This window comes from Novipirellula herctigrandis (assembly GCA_007859835.1).
Taxonomy (GTDB): domain Bacteria; phylum Planctomycetota; class Planctomycetia; order Pirellulales; family Pirellulaceae; genus Novipirellula_A; species Novipirellula_A herctigrandis.
In genome coordinates this window covers 6,003,118-6,024,433 of record SJPJ01000001.1, presented here as the reverse complement: position 1 = coordinate 6,024,433, position 21,316 = coordinate 6,003,118, and the positions used below count along the sequence as shown (strand labels likewise).

The 21,316-nt window shown below is 52.7% G+C and carries 19 protein-coding genes; 12 read left to right on the top strand and 7 right to left on the bottom strand.

Annotated features, from left to right (window positions below; translation table 11 throughout):
* Positions 1 to 437: 437 nt before the first annotated feature.
* Together CA13_RS22090 and CA13_RS22085 are read left to right on the top strand one after the other, a co-directional pair.
* A complete protein-coding gene (locus CA13_RS22090; protein WP_419194684.1) occupies positions 438 to 1,085 on the top strand; it encodes an RNA polymerase sigma factor in 648 nt (215 codons plus the stop codon).
* Between the two features lie 208 nt (positions 1,086 to 1,293).
* Positions 1,294 to 2,298, top strand: a complete 1,005-nt coding sequence (locus CA13_RS22085; RefSeq protein WP_419194683.1) for an anti-sigma factor family protein — start codon at positions 1,294 to 1,296, stop codon at positions 2,296 to 2,298.
* Positions 2,299 to 2,318: 20 nt separating this feature from the next.
* Here CA13_RS22085 and CA13_RS22080 read toward each other — a convergent pair whose 3' ends face one another.
* The gene (locus CA13_RS22080; RefSeq protein ID WP_146400331.1) at positions 2,319 to 2,921 is read right to left on the bottom strand and encodes a metallophosphoesterase family protein; all 603 of its coding nucleotides are present in this window, start codon (positions 2,919 to 2,921) and stop codon (positions 2,319 to 2,321) included.
* A 303-nt stretch (positions 2,922 to 3,224) separates the two neighbouring features.
* On the opposite strand from CA13_RS22080, the gene CA13_RS22075 reads away from it, so the two are divergent.
* Both CA13_RS22075 and CA13_RS22070 read left to right on the top strand, forming a co-directional pair.
* Positions 3,225 to 3,569: a hypothetical protein gene (locus tag CA13_RS22075; RefSeq protein ID WP_419194682.1), complete on the top strand. Its 345-nt coding sequence runs from the start codon at positions 3,225 to 3,227 to the stop codon at positions 3,567 to 3,569.
* A gap of 69 nt (positions 3,570 to 3,638) precedes the next feature.
* Positions 3,639 to 6,239 carry an HzsA-related protein gene (locus CA13_RS22070; protein ID WP_146400329.1) on the top strand — a complete coding sequence of 867 codons (2,601 nt, stop codon included), beginning with the start codon at positions 3,639 to 3,641 and terminating at the stop codon, positions 6,237 to 6,239.
* Positions 6,240 to 6,254: 15 nt separating this feature from the next.
* On the opposite strand, the gene leuS is transcribed toward CA13_RS22070, so the two are convergent.
* Entirely contained in the window at positions 6,255 to 9,089 is a 2,835-nt protein-coding gene (gene leuS / locus CA13_RS22065; RefSeq protein ID WP_146400327.1) for a leucine--tRNA ligase, read from the bottom strand.
* Positions 9,090 to 9,368: 279 nt separating this feature from the next.
* Between leuS and CA13_RS22060 the strand changes: the two genes are divergently transcribed.
* Together CA13_RS22060 and CA13_RS22055 are read left to right on the top strand one after the other, a co-directional pair.
* Positions 9,369 to 10,319 carry a tetratricopeptide repeat protein gene (locus CA13_RS22060; RefSeq protein ID WP_419194681.1) on the top strand — a complete coding sequence of 317 codons (951 nt, stop codon included), beginning with the start codon at positions 9,369 to 9,371 and terminating at the stop codon, positions 10,317 to 10,319.
* Positions 10,320 to 10,452: 133 nt separating this feature from the next.
* Positions 10,453 to 12,057: a divalent metal cation transporter gene (locus tag CA13_RS22055; protein ID WP_146400323.1), complete on the top strand. Its 1,605-nt coding sequence runs from the start codon at positions 10,453 to 10,455 to the stop codon at positions 12,055 to 12,057.
* A 153-nt stretch (positions 12,058 to 12,210) separates the two neighbouring features.
* Here CA13_RS22055 and hisG read toward each other — a convergent pair whose 3' ends face one another.
* From hisG to CA13_RS22040, 3 genes are all read right to left on the bottom strand, one after another.
* Positions 12,211 to 13,092: an ATP phosphoribosyltransferase gene (gene hisG, locus CA13_RS22050; protein ID WP_146400321.1), complete on the bottom strand. Its 882-nt coding sequence runs from the start codon at positions 13,090 to 13,092 to the stop codon at positions 12,211 to 12,213.
* Between the two features lie 3 nt (positions 13,093 to 13,095).
* Positions 13,096 to 13,479, bottom strand: coding sequence for a phosphoribosyl-AMP cyclohydrolase (gene hisI, locus CA13_RS22045; RefSeq protein ID WP_146400319.1), 384 nt, complete (start codon positions 13,477 to 13,479; stop codon positions 13,096 to 13,098).
* Positions 13,480 to 13,646: 167 nt separating this feature from the next.
* Entirely contained in the window at positions 13,647 to 14,324 is a 678-nt protein-coding gene (locus CA13_RS22040; RefSeq protein WP_146400317.1) for an HAD family hydrolase, read from the bottom strand.
* Positions 14,325 to 14,470: 146 nt separating this feature from the next.
* On the opposite strand from CA13_RS22040, the gene ubiE reads away from it, so the two are divergent.
* Genes ubiE through mqnE form a run of 4 tightly spaced genes read left to right on the top strand, consistent with a single transcriptional unit; the run spans position 14,471 to position 17,992 of the window.
* Positions 14,471 to 15,259: a bifunctional demethylmenaquinone methyltransferase/2-methoxy-6-polyprenyl-1,4-benzoquinol methylase UbiE gene (gene ubiE, locus CA13_RS22035; protein WP_146400315.1), complete on the top strand. Its 789-nt coding sequence runs from the start codon at positions 14,471 to 14,473 to the stop codon at positions 15,257 to 15,259.
* Positions 15,259 to 15,924: a UbiX family flavin prenyltransferase gene (locus CA13_RS22030; RefSeq protein WP_146400313.1), complete on the top strand. Its 666-nt coding sequence runs from the start codon at positions 15,259 to 15,261 to the stop codon at positions 15,922 to 15,924. Before ubiE ends, CA13_RS22030 begins: the two co-directional genes overlap by 1 nt.
* On the top strand, positions 15,921 to 16,829 hold the full coding sequence (locus CA13_RS22025) for a UbiA-like polyprenyltransferase (RefSeq protein ID WP_146400311.1): 909 nt from the start codon (positions 15,921 to 15,923) through the stop codon (positions 16,827 to 16,829). Before CA13_RS22030 ends, CA13_RS22025 begins: the two co-directional genes overlap by 4 nt.
* A gap of 5 nt (positions 16,830 to 16,834) precedes the next feature.
* Positions 16,835 to 17,992, top strand: a complete 1,158-nt coding sequence (gene mqnE, locus CA13_RS22020; RefSeq protein WP_146400309.1) for an aminofutalosine synthase MqnE — start codon at positions 16,835 to 16,837, stop codon at positions 17,990 to 17,992.
* A 37-nt stretch (positions 17,993 to 18,029) separates the two neighbouring features.
* Here mqnE and bcp read toward each other — a convergent pair whose 3' ends face one another.
* The gene (gene bcp, locus CA13_RS22015; protein WP_146400307.1) at positions 18,030 to 18,500 is read right to left on the bottom strand and encodes a thioredoxin-dependent thiol peroxidase; all 471 of its coding nucleotides are present in this window, start codon (positions 18,498 to 18,500) and stop codon (positions 18,030 to 18,032) included.
* 316 nt (positions 18,501 to 18,816) lie between these two features.
* On the opposite strand from bcp, the gene pgsA reads away from it, so the two are divergent.
* Complete coding sequence (gene pgsA, locus CA13_RS22010; protein WP_419194680.1) at positions 18,817 to 19,407, top strand: CDP-diacylglycerol--glycerol-3-phosphate 3-phosphatidyltransferase; 591 nt, start codon at positions 18,817 to 18,819, stop codon at positions 19,405 to 19,407.
* Positions 19,407 to 20,333 carry a CPBP family intramembrane glutamic endopeptidase gene (locus CA13_RS22005; RefSeq protein WP_146400303.1) on the top strand — a complete coding sequence of 309 codons (927 nt, stop codon included), beginning with the start codon at positions 19,407 to 19,409 and terminating at the stop codon, positions 20,331 to 20,333. The genes pgsA and CA13_RS22005 overlap by 1 nt, the downstream gene beginning before the upstream one ends.
* Before the next feature lie 33 nt (positions 20,334 to 20,366).
* Here the strand turns inward: CA13_RS22005 and CA13_RS22000 are convergent, their stop codons facing one another.
* Positions 20,367 to 21,305, bottom strand: coding sequence for a DUF1559 domain-containing protein (locus CA13_RS22000; RefSeq protein WP_419194679.1), 939 nt, complete (start codon positions 21,303 to 21,305; stop codon positions 20,367 to 20,369).
* Between the last annotated feature and the right edge of the window lie 11 nt (positions 21,306 to 21,316).

The window sequence follows — 21,316 nt, the reverse complement described above, 5'->3', positions numbered from 1 at the left end:
TGATAACGACCGTTTTGTTCACTAGCTTGGCCCACAAGAATCTTTCACGCTTAGAGTGTCGGTTTCGAATGGTTCCAAAAGTAGCCGATTTCCCCACCGTTTTCGATCCACCTTTGCGGGCTAGCTAAGAACGCACGTCGAAAAGGTTGACGCGAAGAGCAGCCCCCCCTGATTGGGATGGTTTTTCGGGAAGTTTCACCCCATAAACGGGGAAACCGTTTTGACTACAGCCTGGTTTCTGAGATACTGGTTGCAACCAGAAATCGCTTCCCTGGCTCTCCTTTTCGCACCCGATTGGGTCACATTCATTCAAACGGAGTGCCAATATGGCATGCGTTTTCTTGGTATAGAATTCGCTTGTCTCTTATTGAGAAGCGCCTTTTTGTTTCCTTATTTTTCCTTTTCCATTCCTTATCCACATGCGGAAGACATCGCTGATGACGACCACGACCAAACAAGAGACGAAGGCATCGGATGCTGCCCTTAGTGACTTGTCTGATGAGGGGCTGTTGGTTCAGTACCGCGAATCAGGTGACCGCAACCTTTTTGAAACGCTGATCCACCGATACGAACGAGAGATTTTCAGTTACCTGCGTCGCTACATTGGCAACGCGGATATTGCCGAGGAAGCGTTTCAGGGGACCTTTTTGCAGGTCCATTTGAAGTGTTACCAATTTGATTCTTCGCGTCGGTTTCGACCTTGGCTTTACGGTATCGCAACGAACCAAGCGATTGATGCCCAACGGCGAAATAAACGCCATCGGATGGTGAGCCTGGATCGAACCAACGCGAACAGCCAAGACGATCGCTCCGGAAGTTGGTCGGAAAAACTCGTTGGTGACTCTCCTGATCCGCTTGCAGTGGCGGCCCAGGAAGAAAACGGCCGTTGGGTCAACGATTCGGTCGCAAGCTTAGGCGAATCGATGCAACAGGTCATTAATCTAGTGTACTACCAAGGGCTAAAGTATCGCGAAGCGGCCGAAGTGTTAGGAATTCCTGTGGGAACCGTCAAAAGCCGGCTTCATGTCGCGGTGCAAAGATTGGGTTCGTTGTGGGAAGAAACCCACCAGCCGCAATCAGAATAATCGATCGATTTCAGCCAAAGAACGGTTTTCCAATCAGAGAACCGTTTCGAATGATCGAACAGTTTCTTCTATTCGCGCATAGAACCACACAGACGTCGACGTGGCCGGGATATCGGCCCGCCGACCTTGATGTTCCCTCTTATCTGTGTCGAAGGTAATGCACGAAGACCTGCTCGGATATCTGCTCGGCGCTCTGGAGCCACACGAGATGCAACGTGTGTCCGAGTTGCTTCAAAGTGATCCCGACGCACGTCGTGAATTGGATGAGATCGAGCGTGCACTGCGGCCGCTCGAAGAACATTACCATCCTCCCGAAAGCCCTCCGTCGGACTTGGTTTCCAAGACGCTCGCAAATCTTCCACCACTTCCACGTGAAGATTCTATCGACAATGAATCGGGATCGGTGCTTCCTGCGTCGCTTCCCTCGTCTTCTTTAACACCGATGGGTGACGGTGTCGATGTGCCAGGACGATCGAGCGTGACTTGGGTCGATTGGGTCAGTGGTGCACTGAGTGCCGCTGTTCTTCTGGGTTTACTGCTACCTTCACTCTCGGAAGGACGTTTCGAAGCGAGGCGAATGGCTTGCCAAGACCAACTTCGTCAATTTGGAACCGCGCTGACACAATTTGTCCTTCGTGACGAGCAATCTCGTTTACCAGCAGTCGCAAAAGAAGGCCCCGAAGCGTTCGCCGGAGTCTACGCCGTTCGCTTGAATGACGCTGGACTATTTCCTGAATCGGCAACGCGATGGTGCCCATCGGTACAACCGCCTTCGGAAGACGAACTTCAACTCACGACGCTAGGCGAATTGCCAACAGCCGATGAGTTGCATGTTGCTTCGATCGATCAACTGCGTGAACTTCAACGCTTCGCCGGTGGGCATTACGCTTACACGCTCGGCGTGGTCGATGGCAAACAATTTGGCTCCCCACGCTTCGAGTCACGATCTTCTTTCGCGATCATGTCCGATGCTCCGACAAATCGTTTTGTCGGCTACCAGGCAACCCCTAACAGTATCGGTCACAGCGGCTACGGGATCAATGTTCTCTATGAAGACGGACGAGTGCAATTCATTTCGCTTTCGTCGCTTGAGTCGATACCGGATCATCCATGGTTAAACCATAACGGCCAAGTCGAAGCAGGCGTCAATATTGACGACGCATCGTTAGCCCCGAGTTGGCGACCACCGTTCTCGACGGTGCGGCAGCGATAGATCCGATTCCCTCGGTAATGTTAGTCGATGTCAACGATCACGCCGCGTGGTCCTGCGTTTAGAATTTTCGTTTCGCCAAGCATCGTTTGCTTTTCCCAGTCGCTGTGGATGTGTCCGCATACGACGAATAACGGCTTCGTCGCTTCCACACAATCGCGAATCGATTGGCTGCCGCGGATTTTGCCGCTATTGTCATGATCAACCGTGTCGATCGGTGGGGAATGAACGACCAAGATGCCTTTACTGGGACACCCATCGAGGAGCTTATTTGCTTCGCCTTCGTCGAAATCGTAACTCCAATCACCGAAAGGTGTTTTTGGAATCCCGCCGCCAACTCCCCAGAATTCAACACCGCTGATCGTGCAGCCATCCCCATGAAGAACCGTCGCAGACTTCCAATTCATTGCACCTTCTCGAAGTTCCTCCGCAGTCTCACCGTTGCCGGGGACCAGCACCGCAGGTTTTTCGATAGCAGACAATATGTTGAGCGTGTCATCGATTCCTGCATGCCGAGTTGCAAAGTCGCCGGCACCAATCACAACATCGACATCGCGAGCGATCGTGACCAAGTTTTTAGCAGCAGACGTATCGCGGTGAAGATCGCTAAAGCAAAGGTATTTCATGGGTCGCAATAACAGAATCGGAGGGAAAGAATCGAGTCGATGACGGTATCGTGAGTCGCTTGGGCAATGATAACAAATTTTTCTGTTCGACTTAAAATTTCAATAAGATCGACCGTCTCAATTTGGAACATCGCCTGTGATCACACGCGGCTTGAAACACACGCGGCTTGAAACACACGCGGCTTGAATCACCCGTTGCTTGCATCATCCCTCACTCACGCATGGGAATGCATCCGCCAGTAATTCCGTTAGACTAGCCCCTACGTCAGCCCACTTCCTTTGACCGAACACCTCTTTGGTTCCATGCAGAACGAAATCTTTGGAGACAGCCGCCGCAGCGTTCTATTGCTTGTTGCGATCGTATTGTTGATCGCTAGCGCGGCAGCTTGGTGGTTTGGCAACGACAGCTCAGCTCGGTTTGCAGCTGCAGCTCTTGGACGCATCGGTTTGGTATTAGCAGCGCTTTGGTTTGCATGGCCTTCGCTTCGCAAGCCCGCTCAGTGGTTACCGGCAAGTGTGTCGATGATTGGGGTTGTTTTGCTAATGGTTTTGGCTGCCCAGCCGCGATTGATTTTTGCGATCGCTCCAGCGATGGGAACCCTGATTGCCTTGTCCGTGGTGGTCAAAACCTTTCGTGGACGATCCTAACTTGACTCGCAAAACAACCAAGACTGATTAGAATGGGAACCTTTCCGATGCCCATTGCCATTGTCTGAAATGAGTCATTCCCGATTGATCCAATCGTATTGGTTTTGCGGCTTTCTGCTACTGCTGGCGATGCCCAATTTCGCATTGGCAAACAATGACGTTCCGCCCTATGTCTTACAGTCATGGCTAGCGGAATCAGATGAATTGCATCTCGCAATCATTAAACGAGACAATCATTTGTCTGCGGAAAACGGGGGCGAATCGCCTCATATCTTGGATACACAGGCTTTGATTTGGCCGAGTGATCGTGATCCACTTGATGTGGAACTTCGTCGAGCATCAGCCCTGGCAGAGTATTTACGTACAAGTGTTGACGTTTCTTTGATCAACGATGCCGTAAGCACGTTAACCACAATTCGAAATGAAGCAGAAGCATTAAACCCTGACGACGATCAGCAATCGGAACAGCGCCATCAGCTGTATTTACAGGCCCGCAAAGTGCGGCGTAAGGTCGCACTCCAGAATCCGCAGCTTGGCTTTGATGAGATTCTGTTAACGACCGGTGAGCCAATCGGAGAGGCGATTCAAGAGCACATGCGTGGGGGATTAGCACGGCCCGGCGACATGCTTGTTCTTCGCAAATTCAAGGATTCGTCTTATCGAATCGGCTCGCTGCTAGAGAATATTCCGGTCGCGAAGGGACGATTAAAGGGAAAGTTTCTTCGCCGAGGTGCTTTTCTATCGATGGACCTATCGTTCGATGGTCGCAAAGTCGTTTTCGAATGGTGTGCAAAACGACCGCCGAAAGATCAAGGCGAGGATTCGATTTTCAACCCTTCGGAATATACCCCCGACAACACGTACAACCTATTCTGCTACGACTTTGACAGCGAGCAACTGACTCAGTTAACCGACTCGCGTTACAACGATGCGTATCCGTGCTGGCTTCCAAGTGGCCGAATCGCGTTTGTTTCCGAACGATGCGAAACAAGCGTTCGGTGTCAACCAGCGGGACACTCGCAATACAAGTACAACCTGCGAAGTTTCTTTCAACCATGCGGGACGCTGTATTCGATCGATGCCGATGGTGACGACGTCGTCCAGTTAAGCTGGCATGAAACAACCGAATTGTTCCCGCGAGTGACGAATGACGGACGGATCGTCTACACGCGTTGGGACTACGTTGATCGCGATTTCAATGCGGGGCAGGGGATTTGGTTTTGCATGCCCGACGGCCGCGACCCACGAGCGCCACACGGGAACTATCCGTTTCCGCACAACGCGATGGAGGTGGATTCCCCCGAGTTCGACAACGCCTTAGGCAAATTCCGCGACCAACGAGTGAAGCGACCTTGGGCGGAGTACGGTATTCGGCCGATTCCAGGTTCAGATCGTTTCATCGCGGTTGCTGGCATCCATCATTCAAGTCCCAGAGGCCAACTTGTCCTGGTTGATCCGCGAGTGCCCGATGACCATCGGATGGCTCAAGTAAAACGACTCACTGGTGGAACGCTTCCGTCGGAAAGCCCCGACATCGAATTGACCGATCGATTGCGTCACCGGCTTCCCTATGCTTGGCCTTATCCACTTAGTGAGGACTTCTACCTAGTCAGCCACATACCCACTGGCTCCCTTGTTTTGCTCGATCGATTCGGTAACCGCGATGTGTTGTATCGAGGCGCTAAACCCGTCCAATTCGCGATCCCTCGCCAATCGCGGCCAACGCCGCCGGTGATCCCAACCGAAACGTATCAGGGCAAACGAGCGGGTTCACCCGGTCACAAACCTGCGACGATCAGTGTGATGAACATTTACGAGTCGGAGATGCCTTGGCCCGAGGACAGCAAAATCGAAGCCCTGCGAGTGGTACAAATTTTCCCTCGACCATGGTCATCGCCTTACGAACGGGTCGGTGAGAGTTATATGAGCGGAACGATCAACCGGATGCCACTTGGCACCGTTCCAGTCGAAGAAGATGGCAGTGTCTATTTCGAGGCGCCTATCGAGTGCGAAATCTATTTCCAAGCACTCGACGAAGAGGGCAGGGCGGTTCAATCGATGCGTTCAGGGACGTACGTGCACCCCGGCGAACAGATGAGCTGTATCGGGTGTCATGAGCGTACCACGACAGCCCCTGCTACACGCCGCATGCCGCTTGCGATGTCACGTCCGCCATCAAAACTTGAGCCCGAAGTGGGGGGACTCGAACCGATCAACTACTACCGGCTTGTGAAACCGGTGTTGGAAGAAAAATGCATTGGCTGTCACATCGATCAAGACGCTCCCTTGCAAACGACACGCTATCGAGATCTTGAGCCCTTCGCGTTCTACTTCAACGCGGGTGGTGGCGACGATTCACTGTACGCAGAACATGGCGGCAACCGCACCGTTCCTGGTCAATTCGGTGCTCTCGCGTCACGACTTGGGCGTGCGATGTTTGATGACAATCATCAGCGATATTTAGATGAGCAACGTTTTACGCCAGAGGATCGTCGGCGGATTACCCTATGGCTTGACCTTAATTCGGTTCAGTATGGAAGCTCTAGCATTGATCCTAAAGATCAAGCTCGTCAACGAGCCGGTGAAGTGGTCTGGCCAAAACTCGATTTCGATCGCGCTCGCCTCCAACGTCTCGAAACGATTTCCGAGACAAACGCGAACCGGTCATGATCGTCGGAAAAGCAATTACTTCACGACCAAATTCACCAATCGCCCCGGCACGATGATTTGCTTGACGATTGTTTTGCCGTCAATCAGTGCGATCACCTTTTCGTCGGCCAATGCAATTTCGGCGAGTTGGTCTTTCGTGACATCGGGCGAGACATTGATTTTGGCTTTGAGCTTTCCGTTGATTTGAACGGGAATCTCAATGCTGCTCTCCACTAACGCCGCTTCGTCCCACTGAGGCCACGATTCCTTGGCGATCGAACCTTCTTGGCCGAGTAAATGCCAAAGTTCTTCGCACAAATGCGGTGCAAATGGCGAAAGCAATTTCAGGAACGTGAGCATCGCTTCTTTTGGACGCTTGTCGCTTCGCGTAAAGAAGTTGGTGAACTCCATCATTTTCGCGATAGCCGTATTGAAGCTCAACGCCTCGCAGTCTTCGCTGACTTTGCGAATCGTTTGGTGCAGCACTCGCAATTGATCTTCGTCACAGGCATCGTCACTGATCACGTCAACAAGCACCAAATCGTCCGCGTCTTGATCGACGATCATGCGCCAAACCCGATCAAGGAAATTGCGAACGCCACCGACTCCGGTCATCGCCCATGGTTTGGTCGCTTCGAGCGGCCCCATGAACATTTCATAAAGTCGTAGCGAATCGGCGCCATACTCTCGGACCACGGAGTCGGGATTGACGACGTTGCCGCGAGCCTTGGACATTTTGTGCGCACGCGAGTCGACCTTGATCGCGGGATCGCTTTTGAGGACAAACCCTTCCCCCTTCTTTACCACGTCTTCTTCATCAATTGATTTCGATTGAACGATCACGCCATCCTTTGTTACTCGATTGCCATCGGCATCTTTACGAACGTCGCTGGTCGACACAGGCTTGCCATCGGGTTGGACGTAACCGCTGTATTCGACGTCTCCTAAGATCATGCCTTGATTGACAAGTTTTCCGAATGGCTCCGGCGTGCTGACGTGACCGCGGTCATACAAAACCTTGTGCCAAAACCGCGAATACAATAGATGCAGCACCGCATGCTCGGCACCACCAACATACAAATCAATGGGCATCCAGGCCTTTTCTTTGTCCGGATCCACCAATGCTTGCTGGTTCTTTGGATCGATGTATCGCAAGTAGTACCAACACGAACCGGCCCACTGGGGCATCGTGTTGGTTTCGCGGCGGTAACGTTTCCCATCGATTGAAACGTACAACCAATCGTCATCGGCTTTTGCCAACATCGGCTCGGGGCGACCGTGCGGCTTATAGTCCTTCAAATCGGGCAGTAGCACAGGCAAGTCCGCCGGATCGACACCCCGTTTGATTCCCGTTGGATTTCCATCGGCATCGAGTTCATGCAAAATGGGGAACGGTTCGCCCCAGAAACGTTGGCGACTAAACAGCCAATCGCGGAGTTTGTAATTAACCGCCTCGCCACCTTGCCCTTGCTGGTCCAGTGACGCGGTAACGGACGCTTTGACTTCCGATGTATTCTTTCCGTCAAACTTGCCACTGTTGATTGCTTGTCCCTCGGCAACAAAGCAAAAGTCGCCCGCCAAGATCGCGTTGCGTTGTTCGTGATCCGATGGCGGATCCACCACGGGGATGATCGGCAAGTCGAACTGTTTAGCAAAAGCAAAATCGCGTTCGTCGTGCGCAGGCACCGCCATGATCGCACCGGTTCCATACCCGGCCAAAACATAGTCGGCGATCCAAATGGGAATCGGTTTGCCATTGACGGGATTGATCGCGTGGCTACCGCTGAACACTCCCGTTTTCACTTTCTCGCCACCATCGGTCCGTTCGCGGTCGCTCTTAAAGGAAGCCTTCTCGCAGTACGCCACCACAGCGGCGGATTGCTCGGTGGTTGTCAACGATTTGACCATCGGATGTTCGGGCGCGACCACCATGTAGGTTGCGCCAAATAGCGTGTCCGGTCGCGTCGTGTAGACTCGCAGTGCCAAATCCCCCGCTTCCGATGGAAAGCCCGTCTTCGCTCGATCGGCTTGCCACTGCTGAAATTTCGCGTCGTCACCAACGTAGAAGTCGACTTCTGCACCCGTGCTACGACCGATCCAATCCTGTTGGAGTTTCTTAATACCGGCTGGCCAATCGAGATTTTCTAAGCCATCGAGCAATCGTTCAGCGTACATCGTGATTCGTAACATCCATTGGCGCAGGGCGATTCGTTGCACCGGGTGATCACCACGCTCACTTTTCCCATCGATCACTTCCTCGTTGGCGAGCACCGTACCCAAATTCGGACACCAATTCACCAAGGCGTCGCTCTCATAAGCCAAACGATTCGCATCACGATACGCCTCTACCGCCCGATCGCCAGCCGCAGAAATTTCGGCGGGAATCGGCAATTCACTAATCGGACGCCCCTTTTGCTGTTCGACATCGAACCAGGTATCGTAGAGCTCTAGAAAAATCCACTGAGTCCATTGGAAATACCCCTCGTCGGTCGTCGCAAGAACGCGTTCCCAGTCGTAACTAAAGCCCAGCATCTTCAATTGCCGCGTGAAATTATCAATATTCCGCTGGGTTTGGATTCGTGGATGCTCTCCGGTCTTGATCGCATGCTCTTCCGCAGGAAGCCCAAAAGCGTCGAACCCCATCGGGTGCAGTACCGATTCACCTCGCATCCGAGCGAATCGCGAAACGATGTCCGTCGCGGTGTAGCCTTCGGGATGTCCGACATGCAATCCATCACCGCTTGGGTAAGGAAACATGTCCAAGACATAGCGTTTCCGGCCTTTGGGCAATTCGGGAGTGGCAAAGGTGCGGTCTTTTTCCCAGAAAGCTTGCCATCGGGGCTCGATTTCAGCGGGATTGTAGCGTGGCATTTGAAAATCGCTTTGGCGAAGGAATGTTTCGTGAAAGGGGGAATCAGTCAGAGATTCTAGGAAATCAAGGCTTGGACCTAAAGTCCCATAACCCGTTGTCAGAATTCCGCTTTGCGGGCGTTTCAGCGGAATCGCTCTGACATGCATCGCATTGAGGTCCGGTTCGGTCGCACCCTGCACAGCTAACTCGGACCACCCGTTTGAAGGTCTCCCTTCTAAAAGGCCTATCGTACGACGGGGTTGACTTGCAGCGACGGCGAACGCTAAAGGTCAGACATCATGCGAGTTTCTAGGCATACTTTCGAAGCATACGGCAACCTACTTGTTGCTGGAATGATTCTGTTTTCCGGCTGCAGCGTGCGCGCTCCATTGAATTATTGGACCCCTCCGTTGATTCAATCCGCCGTTGGAAAACGCGTTGCAGTATCGAAAGTGGCGGGTCCAGAGGAGATCGCAAACCGTATCCACGAAAAATTACTTAGCTCGCCCCCAACTGACACTGGCCGCCAGGTCAAACTCGTCGATAGCAACCAACTACAGGCAAAAACAGCCATCCAGCTCGTTTCCGCCATCGACGACCAAACCAGCGACGTGGCCTTGGCTTCGGTCGCTCGGCGTGAAGGGTATGACTACATGCTTCGCGGTGAGGTTCTGACCGCACGTGATTATGGCCAAAAAAAGGAGGAAATTGATCGTCTGATCATGTCCTGGCGTCTGACGTCGATGAACAACCAACATCCTTCGAGCGGTCGGCCTGTGGTGATCGACGAGGAAACCGCGATTGACCTCTATCCCGACTTGGCCTTTGTGCCTGATCCGACCGATCGGTTGGTCGCCGCAGCCGTCCGGGAAACGTATCGCTTGATCACACCATCGATTCACCGCGAAAAAGTCACGCTGGCGGTCCCCATCGTCCTGCCTGGCAGTGCGGACGTGCGCAAGGGCAACAAGGCAGCTCGCCAAGGTGATTGGGCTCGGGCCGAGCAGATTTGGATCCAGGTCGCGGAAGACCATCCTATGCAATCCGCTGCGATCCATAATTTGGCTTTGGCCGCTGCTGCGGCACAGGATTTCTCGCGAGCCAAACAGCTCGCTCGCCGAGCCATCCGCCAACATCCAACGGCGTTGTACAAGAAAACGCTGGTTTGGATCGAACAAGCACAACGTGACTACCACAAAGCGTTTAACTTGCCCGATCCGCCCGAAGGATGGTTTGTCACACGAGATTAAGACACCCCCAACGGCACGTTTCTCAACGCTATTGCTTCTGCTATGCTATTGAACCACCCCACCAATAGTCCAACTGGCCATCCATAGGTCTACCGGCCGATAGCCCACCCAAGTCAATTCGAGGAACGAAGAAGTGGCAGAACAAGAAGCGGCAAAGATTACCGACACGAATCAAGCGGAAGCCGAAGTAGCTGAACTGCAAAGACTCAACTCTCTCCCATTCGCAAGCTCCGCGATGGGGTACATCAAACGAACCGGCCCCGGGTTGTTGCAGAGTGCAATGACACTTGGTGCGGGCAGCGCAGCCGCTTCGGTGATCGCGGGTGCATCGTTCGGTTACAAACTTCTTTGGGTACAACCGGTTGCGATGTTCCTCGGTGTGATGATGCTCGGAGCGCTTAGCAATGTCGTGTTGACGACGGGCGAGCGTCCCTACAAGTCGTTTGGCCGCGAAATAGGCAAATGGCTCGTCGTGCTCTGGGCACTAGGAACGATCATGTCGTCGATCATTTGGCATTTTCCGCAATACGGACTTGCCGCCAGTGCCGCACGCGACTTGGGGGCGATGCAAGGAATCGTCAGTGTTCCGCCCGATGTGACCGCCGCGAACGCCGTGCTCGAAGAAGCTCAAAAGACGAACGACGAGAGTCAAATCAACGCCGCGAGCGATCAATTGAGTTTAGCTAAAAAAGAGACGTCGGCACTCGGATTAGGGTTTACCGACTCAGGCCTGCTGCTCAGTTTCGGAATCGGGCTTTTGATCCTTTGTGTGAATATCGTCACGACCTTCAATTATGGCGGCGATTCCCGTGGCGTTCGGCTTTACGAGTGGTTCCTACGGGGTTGTATTGCACTTATCGTCATCATGTTTGGGATCGTGGTTCTGGCGAAGATCGATGTGGTCGCAGCAGACATCGGCGAGATATTCAAGGGCTTTATTGGTTGGTACGGAATCCCCAACCTATGGAACACCGATGGAACGATGAACAATAGCACGGTCACACAAGTCCTCGGCATGCTTGGTGCAGCAGTCGGAATCAACATGACGTTCTTATACCCTTATTCATTGCTAAAAAAGGGTTGGGGAAAAGATCACAAAAAACTCGCTCGTTGGGACCTTGGCATGACCATGTTCTTGCCATTCGTTTTGGTCACATCGCTAGTCATTATCGCGATGAAAGTCGGTGGCGTTTACGACGGAGCCGATGTGGTGAACACGACGATCAAACCACTTGGAGCAGCGAAAGCGCTCGGTGGCGTCCTAGGCGAGAATGCCGGGCGAGTCATTTTTGACCTCGGATTAATCGGTATGACGTGTGGTGCAATCAGTACGCACATGGTGGTTTGCGGATTCACGTTTTGCGAAATGTTTGGGCTTAAACAAACCAAGACTCGTTTCCGATTATTCGCCTTGGTTCCCGCGATTGGGATTCTCGGAGTCGTCTCATCGCTTCCGATTTGGTTCCCCGTTGCTGCTTCGGCCGTTTGCTTTACGATGCTTCCGATTGCCTACTTTGCGTTCTTGATCATGAACAACAAACGTAGCTACATCGGGGATGCCGTTGGATCCGGATGGACCCGCGTCGCCTTTAACATCATCCTGGTGATCGCATTAGCGGTCGCAACGATCGGATCGGGAATCAAGATTTATGGCAACGTGATCAAGAAGTTGTTGCCTGAGAAAGAGGCAACCGCAGCAGCGGTGGAAGCGGACACCAAGCCCTTGCCGATTGAGTAGGTCACCCTCTAATTGAACCTCGGTGGTCCTCCCACCGAGAGAATTGCAAAGCGGGTGGAGAACCACTGCTCTGTGTTTGAACAACACCGCTTGGACGACACCGCTTGGCTAACATCATCTAGCCCGACTTAATTAGCCCGACTTAATGCCTTGTTAGTCGATAAGCTTGTTGATCGGGTACTCGACGATTCCGGTCGCGCCCATCGCCTTAAGCTGCGGCACGATGTTTCGGACGACCGATTCTTCGACGATGGTGATCACATCGACCCATTCAGGGTTAGACAACGCGGAGATCGTTGGCTTTTGCAGGGCGGGCAAGATATCAAGAACTTTTTCCAAGTTCTCTTTGCCCACGTTCATCATCAACCCGACTTTTCCTTCAGCGTTGAGGCAAGAGAGTAGCATCAGTGAGATGTTGTCTAGTTTGCCTTTTTTCCAAGGGTCCTGTAAAGCATCTTTGTTTGCGATGAAACGCGTCGTACTTTGCATCACCTCATCAACGATTCGCAAATCGTTGGCCCGCAGCGAACTGCCGGTTTCGGTGACTTCGACAATCGCGTCGGCAAGCTTAGGCGGCTTGACCTCTGTTGCGCCCCACGAAAATTCGACGCGAGCGTCGACGCCGTGTTTGGCCAGATATCGTTTTGTTAGCCCAACCGCTTCGGTTGCAATGCATTTGCCCTGCAAATCTTTCACTGATTGCACAGGCGAATCATCGGGGACACAGAGCACCCAGCGAACGGGACCGCGACTCACCTTGGAAAAAACAAGCTCGCAAATCTCGACAACGTTGGCTTCATTTTCCAACACCCAATCATGGCCCGTGATACCAGCGTCGAGAACACCTTGTTCGACATAACGAGCCATCTCTTGTGCCCGAATTAACAAGCATTCAATCTCGCCATCGTCGATCGTGGGGTAATACGACCGCGATGAAAACTTGATGTTGTAGCCAGCCTGTTCGAATAATTCCGCAGTGGAGTGCTGTAAACTTCCCGCCGGGATGCCTAGTTTCAATAGATTCTTTTCTGCCATTGTTTAGCTCTTCTTGTAGACTTGCTTTGGATCAAACACGCGCTCGCCCACAACGGTCGGCTGATCCGCACCGGGAACAACTTGGCGGAAAAAGCAGCTTCGGTAACCTTCGTGACAGGCCGCTCCACCGATTTGGTTTACTTTCACTAGCAGCGTATCGGCATCGCAATCAAAAAAGATCGCCTTGACCTCTTGAACATTGCCGCTCTCTTCGCCTTTTCGCCAAAGCCGGCTCCGACTGCGACTGAAGTAGCAAACGCGTCCGGTTTTGAGGGTTTCCGCATACGCTTCTTCATTCATATAGGCTAGCATCAAAACGTCGCCTGTTGCTTCGTCTTGGGCGATCACAGGGATCAAATCGCTCTTACTAAAATCGGGGCCGTTCACCGGTCGCTCCTGGTGGATTCATGCGTTGGAAAAGCAGGCGGCAGGCATGTCACTCAGGTCCAGTTTTTCAGGCGTCCGAGGCGTGGGATGGCCCAACGCCTTGGGCGGCTAAAGCCTGAACACCAACCCGCTTGCCGAAGGAAACCGCACAGAATACCAAACAGTCGCTAGATTGACACCAGGACGGGATAGACGGCCGCGATGTCGGACAAATCATCTAGCACGAGCAGCGGCTTTTCCGCCTCCAACGACGCTCGGTCGTAGCGTCCGGTGCAAACACCAATCGATTGAGCACCAATCGCGTGACCACATCGAATATCGGCTGGCGTGTCGCCGATCACCGTCACTCGCTCGGTCGCCTCGTCGCCCGAATGCTTGCGAATCACCTCCTTCGCTCTCCGAGCCAAATCGTCGCGGTGGCTGTCTTCATCGCCACCAACGATCCAGCGGAAATAGTGTCGAAGCCCGAAATGGTCCAATTTCCGAGCAGCTCCTTCCTGTAAATTGCCCGTCATCACGCTAACACAAACGCGTGAATCGTCCGCAAGCTGTCCTAGCAATTCGACGACACCCGGCAAAATCTCGCCGCCTCGCTGGTGCAATACATCAGGCAAAACCGCCAGGTAACGGTTTTGTAGTCGCCGGCGATTCTCCGAATTCGCCGCCAATTGGTTTATCACCAACAATTGGGTCAGTATTTCCCGATCCGTGCGACCACAAAATGGAATATCCACCCTGGCCGGGCAAAGATCGAATTCCTGCTCCAAGGCCGTTTGCATCGCCCCTCGCCCCCCGTTATTGGTACGTAACAGGGTTCCGTCGATATCAAAAAGGAGCGTTCGCATGATTTTCGGATCGCTGACAGGTTTGCTTGGTTGTGGGGAGTAACAATTCCCCGGTCTTTAGAATAGTTTAAGGACCAACATCGATTTAACGAGGGTACAACGTTGGTCGCTCACATTTACCATACACATTCAGACTGCATTGATTGATGGTTGCTTCGGTCACCGATCACGATAAACAGCCGATTTCCGAAACCAGGGCCGACACGCCGACGCTCGACAAAAGTGGGTCGCGGGTGCGAGAAATGTTTCGCCAAATTGCTCCTCGCTACGATGCGATGAACCATCTGCTGTCGCTTAGCATTGACCGCTATTGGCGGTGGCGCACCGTCCGGCAACTTCGCATCAAGGAGGATCTACCGGTCCTCGACACTTGCACCGGCACGGGTGATCTAGCGATTGCGATTGCCAAAAAATCCCCGATATCGGTTTCTGTGATTGGCAGTGATTTCTGTCACGCCATGTTAGAAATAGCACGAAGAAAACGGTCTCCGAAAACCTCCAGCGAATCGATTGAATTTATCGAAGCCGACTCGCAAGCGTTACCGTTTCCTGAAAATACATTCCAATGCGTAACGGTCGCATTTGGATTACGCAACGTAACCGACACGGACCAAGGACTCCGCGAAATGACGCGTGTTAGCGTTCCGGGCGGACAAGTCGTTGTGCTGGAGTTTTCCCAGCCGCGCATGATCGGCCTAAAACAGCTTTACGGTTTCTACTTCCGCAACGTGCTGCCGCGAATCGGCCAATGGTTCGCTCGAAATGACAAGTCGGCGTATACCTATCTTCCCGAATCGGTGGGCCAATTCCCCGATGGACAAGCACTGGCGGATCGAATGATCGCTGCGGGATTAAGGGACGTTCAATTCACACCTTTGACCTTTGGAGTAGCAACGATCTATCAAGGAACCAAACCAACCGATGGTGAAGCTTGATGAACCAAAGCAACGAAAACGATCCGATTGTCCTAGCCATCACCGGCGCCAGTGGCGCTATCTATGGCGTTAGGCTTCTGCAAATCCTTGCCCGCAGCGGTGTCGAAATTCATTTAACGATCAGCCCAAGTGGTGCGGCTGTGATTCAACAAGAATTGGGTTTGACGATCGACTTGAACGAAGTGGACTTGGCTTGCCTATTATCGTACGTACCCACATGGTCGACCGATTCACAGGCGACGCAACCTTTGACAACGCTCGAATCAATGCGATCCGAGATTCACTATCACCGCTATAACGATTTCTTCACACCCATCGCGAGCGGCTCGTTCCGTACCCAAGCGATGGTCGTGTGTCCTTGTAGCGGAAGCACTCTCAGTGGAATCGCGCACGCGTCAGCGTCGAATTTGATACAACGCGCCGCCGAGGTTCACTTGAAAGAACATCGGCGATTGGTGTTGGTGCCACGCGAAACACCGCTCAGTGTGATGCAGCTTGGGAACATGCAACGGGTCGCAGCAGCCGGAGCGGTAATGCTTCCGGCAAGTCCCGGTTGGTACCACGGTGTCGAGTCGCTTGATTCGTTGGTCGATTTTGTGGTGAGCCGAATCTTGGACCAAATCGGTGTCGATAATTCGCTGATCGATCGATGGGGCCAAACATGAGTGTCGAGCATTGGCTTGGACTAATCCGGTTCAGCCACACGGTATTCGCACTTCCGTTCGCGGCAATGGCAACCGTGATGGCAATGGCCACACCGCTTTCTTCCGGTGAACGCCCGGCATTTAGGATTCAAGATATCGTCGGTATTTTGCTGTGCATGGTCTTTGCTCGCAGTGCCGCGATGGCGTTCAATCGTTTGGTTGATCATAAAATCGACGCCGACAATCCGCGAACGGCCAAGCGACACTTGCCCGCCGGTGTGCTCAAGCGAACAAGCGTTTGGGGTTTCACCGCATGTTGTGCGGTTGGATTCGTAGCCTCGACACTGCTGTTTTTTCCGAACTGGCTACCGCTTGCGGGATCGGTACCGGTGCTGATGTTTCTATGCGGCTACAGCTTAGCAAAGCGATTTACGTCAGCATCGCATTTGTGGTTGGGTGTGGCATTGAGTTTGTCACCGATTTGTGCATGGGTCGCCGTGCGTGGAACGGAAGTCTTAGCGGTGCCAAGCGATTTCCTTGCGCCGTTGGTTTTGGCTGCAGCCGTTGCGGCTTGGGTGACCGGTTTTGACATAATCTATGCTTGCCAGGATGCGGAGTTTGATGCAAAAGTAGGGCTGCATAGTATCCCGGCCAAATTTGGCATCGGTGGCGCACTGCGAATGGCTGCGGTTTGTCACTTAGTGATGCTTGGCCTGCTGAGCGTGTTGCCGCTCGTCGCAGGTACGGCCGGGCTTGGATGGCTGTTTTGGGCAGTGATTTCTATCATCACCGCGTTAGTGCTTTGGCAACATTCGCTTGTCCGGCCAGACGATTTGGACCGAGTGAATCAAGCTTTTTTTAATACCAACGCGGCAATCAGCTTAACGTTGCTTGTCGCTGGAACGATCGATTGTTTGTGGATTTGAACGAGATGAACCAAGAAACCAAAGCACGTTTTCGCGAGATTCGAGATAAAGTCGAAGCCAAAGAACGACTGTCGCTTGACGATGGCATTTTCCTTTACGACCCGGCCGTCTCGCTGCAAGCGGTCGGTGAGCTAGCGAATTTGGTGCGACAACGAAAAAATGGCAACGTCGGTTATTACAACATCAACACGCATTTGAACCCCACCAACGTTTGCGTATACCGATGTCGTTTTTGTGCCTTCCGCAGTGACCTTCGTGATCCGAAGGGCTATGCGATGAGCGACGAGCAAATCCTTGATCGTGGCCGTGAAGCGACTGAAAACGGCTGCACCGAAATGCATATTGTCGGCGGACTGCATCACCAGAAACCGTACGAGTGGTATCGCAACATGATCGAGATACTGCACTCGGAATACCCGCAAATCCATTTGAAAGGCTGGACGGCGGTCGAGATCAATTGGTTTGAGTTTCAAACAAAGAAATCCATTCAGTGGGTCTTGGAGGATCTAAAGTCGGTCGGACTGGGCAGCATGCCAGGTGGTGGTGCGGAAATTTTTCACCCCGAAGTTCGTGATCAATTGTGCGAACACAAGGCCAACACACATGCATGGATAAACATCCATCGCACGGCGCATCAAGTCGGCCTACGGACGAACTGCACGATGCTTTATGGGCATGTTGAACAGGCGTTTCACCGAATCGATCATTTGATTCGACTACGGGAACTGCAAGATGAAACGGGGGGCTTCCAAGTCTTCATTCCGTTGGCATTCCATCCTGAGAACACAAAGTTGTCGGATTTAAAGAAGCCATCGGCTCTAATGGATTTGCGGACGATGGCAGTAAGCCGTTTGATGCTCGACAACGTCCAACACATCAAGGCTTACTGGATCATGTTAGGCGTCGAAACCGCTCAGGCCGCACTTGCATACGGTGCCGATGACATCGACGGGACCGTTCGCCATGAGTTGATTTATCATGACGCGGGAGCGACAACCCCCGAGTTCTTGTCGATCGATAAGATTCGCAACTTGATTTCCGAAGCAGGACGTGAACCGATCGAACGTGATACCGTTTACCGCCGAGTCCATCGCGATGAGCAGGACTTTAAGAAATGGACCAGCGGCGAATCGGTTGATGCGCCGCAAGTGGCAACGCTGTAGTCCGGACTAACCAACGGCAACTTTCCGGCCTACCGTTTCACAACGCCTTCACCGCATCGATCACTTGTTGGTCATGCCCGTCGACTTTGACTCGCTTCCAAACGTGAACCACTTTGCCTTGGGCGTCGATCAGGTAAGTCGATCGCTGGATGCCCATTGATTTCTTGCCGTACATGTTCTTCTCTCGCCATGCTCCGTACTTTTCCGACATGGCGTGATCTGCGTCGACCAACAAAGGGAACGGCAACGTGTACTTTTCGCGGAACTTCGTGTGACTCTCGGCCGTGTCGCAACTGACGCCTAACAATTGAATGCCAAGCTTCTTCATTTCATCGTACCGATCTCGAAACGCACAAGCTTCCTTGGTACAGCCTGGCGTGTCGTCGCGAGGGTAGAAGTAGACAACCACCGGATTGCCTTTCAAATCCGCCAATTTTACCTTACTGCCCGAATCGTCCTTCAGCGTGAATGCGGGTGCCTTCTGGCCTGCTTCGATCCAATCTGCCATGGTGTTTTTCCTTTGAGGTTGAGTGTTTTGACAAGATTGTAAAATGCAGTCAAATGTTTGAGCAGCGGCAACAAGCGTTATTGAAAAATTTCGCGTCACATTCGCTGCGCGATGGGCTCTTATTGAATGGATCAACACAGAGGAACAATTGTCGCCTTACGCTGGTCAAGAGTGCGTTCAATCTCGCAATTCTGTGAATAATTAGCCGACAAAAAGGGACGCTGTTGCGTCGCGTTCGGTTAATCAACACGATTGGCCTCTTCGCATTTTATGGGGATCTGGTAGTCTAAAAAGGCATCCAGCAGCGAATAAAAACATGAATTTGGCAATGAGCAGCACTGCATCCCGAAACATCTACAACGTCCCCAATGCACTAACCACGGTGCGTTTCGCCCTTGCAATCGCCGTGATGGCATTGATTCCTTTGGGCTATTACGGATCGGCTATGGTTGTCTTTTTGATCGCCGCGTCGACTGATTGGATGGACGGCTATTGGGCACGCAAATACGGCCAAATCACAAAGCTAGGCCGGATTTTTGACCCATTTGTGGACAAAATCATCATTTGCGGCTCCTTCATCGCGTTGGTCGAAGTGGCTGGTTCAGGCGTCGCTTCTTGGATGGCCACCATCGTGGTCGCTCGCGAATTGTTGGTAACCAGTCTCCGGGGGATCATCGAAGGGGCTGGCGGCGACTTTTCGGCAAGCTGGCTCGGCAAATGGAAGATGGTTTTGCAGTGCGCGGCGGTCGTCAGCGTTTTACTTTGTTTGTTCAACGAGCCTGCGGCGACGTGGCTTCGCGTGACAACATCGATCTTGCTATGGTCCTCCATCGTACTGACGGTCTATTCCGGCTACGACTACACGCTGGCCGCGGCGCGGGTCATGCGTGACCAGGGTGACCGTTGATGGAGACCCAGTTCGCGGCGGTTCTGGGTGCGGTAGTGATCGCTGGTTTTGTTGCAGCGATCGTGTTGTGGACCGGCGTGATTCGCAGCTACTTTGGTTCCGAGATAGCCTTTTCAGAGTCGATTCTTCCGGTGGAACCACGCCAAGTCCCTTTTTGGCGAGTGTTTGATTTTCTTTTTGCGTTTGGTTTAAGCCTCGTCCTGACCATCCTGATACAAGGAATCTTTATTTCGCAGGGCTGGATCGAGCGATTTGAACCAGACGAATCGATTCCGTTGCAAACTCTTGTTGCTAGCTTGGTCGGCCAATCCCTCAGCGGGCTATTGGTGGTTGGGGTGACGCTTGCTTGGCTTCGCCTGATTCGCCCCGATGCGGTTAAGCAATTGGGTTTTGACTGGAAAGCTAGCGACATGCAACTCGGCTTTCGGGCGTCGGCGATGTTGATTCCTCCGACGCTATTGATCAGCAGTGCCGTTTCCTATTTAGTGCCGTACCATCATCCGGTGATGGAGTCGCTTGAGAAATCGCCCAGCATTGGGATTTTTGCGATTCTATTCGTCGGTACCGCGATCATTGCCCCGTTGGTCGAAGAGTTTTTGTTTCGCGTATTGATGCAAGGCAGTCTGCAACAACTCGCCGATTCGATCGCCAACAACGATGACACGGTTATCGATCGCGAAGAAACACCATCTCCGCATTGGACGCCACGAAGTTATTGGCCGATTGTGGTTACCAGTGTAATCTTTGCGCTAATGCACTTCGGCCAAGGAGCTGCTCCGATTCCACTCTTTGTTCTTTCACTTGGCCTTGGCTTTCTATATCGACAAACCGGCCGCATCACACCCTCACTGGTTGTGCATTGCGTCCTGAACGGCTTCTCGCTAAGCGCCGAATTCGCGCGTCTATGGGTTGAAAAAGCCAGTTAGCGGCAATCATGTCGGCTGGATCGAAATCGATCACTACTCGATTTGGATGACTTCTTTGCCCGCTCGTGTGGACATGTCGATGTAGGTGTTGTAGTCGATCGTGTAGGGAACAAAGCGGACGCTGCCGTCGACCATCGTGATATGACAGCCGCCTTCGTGTGAACTCCAGTAGTGCTGAAGATGGATGAAATATTCCGCTGGATCGTGGCTACCTTGATAGATCCCCATCGTCGACGACAGGTAATGTTCGCATTCGCTGCCGCCACAAATCGGCCATCCCCAACCTAAATCCTGAGGGATGTTTCGCTCGCCAAACAGAATCGTCTGGCTGGTTCCGTCAAACACATCTCGGAATCCTGTTTGGCTTTCATCAAAGAGCATCCCGTTGCCATGGGGCATTCCACCACATCCAGCGTACGAACCCGTGATATTGAAATCGTTGCTGCCGCTCATACCTAAGTAGTTGATTGGGTGCAGTACTCCACAATCACCCGACAATGGCAATGGCCCAAGCGGCCCGCTAAAAATCGACCGACCAGCATTCACATCGCTCGGACAGAGTAACATGCTGATCGGATGACTCGAAGGATCATTGGCACCGATCGCTTGGAGCTCTTTCACTTGCTCACCACATTGACCTTTAGAGAAGTCCAACGACTCGAATTCGGCACCCGCTTCCATAAACGGCAAAACTTGTGACACCATTCCCCACCAATAACCTCGGTTATCCGACAAAATACTGCCCGATGGAAACGTGTTGAATGCAGCATGGTAGTTGTGCATCGCAAGAGCGAATTGCTTTGAATTATTCGAGCAACTCATGCGCCGTGCCGCTGCCCGCGCGGCCTGGACCGCAGGCAGAAGCAACCCCACCAGAACTCCGATAATGCTAATCACAACAAGCAATTCAATCAGCGTGAATCCACGCCGAAGCGAGTCGCGTGTTTCGCAAGGACAGCTAGAAAGTCGCACTCGATACTCGC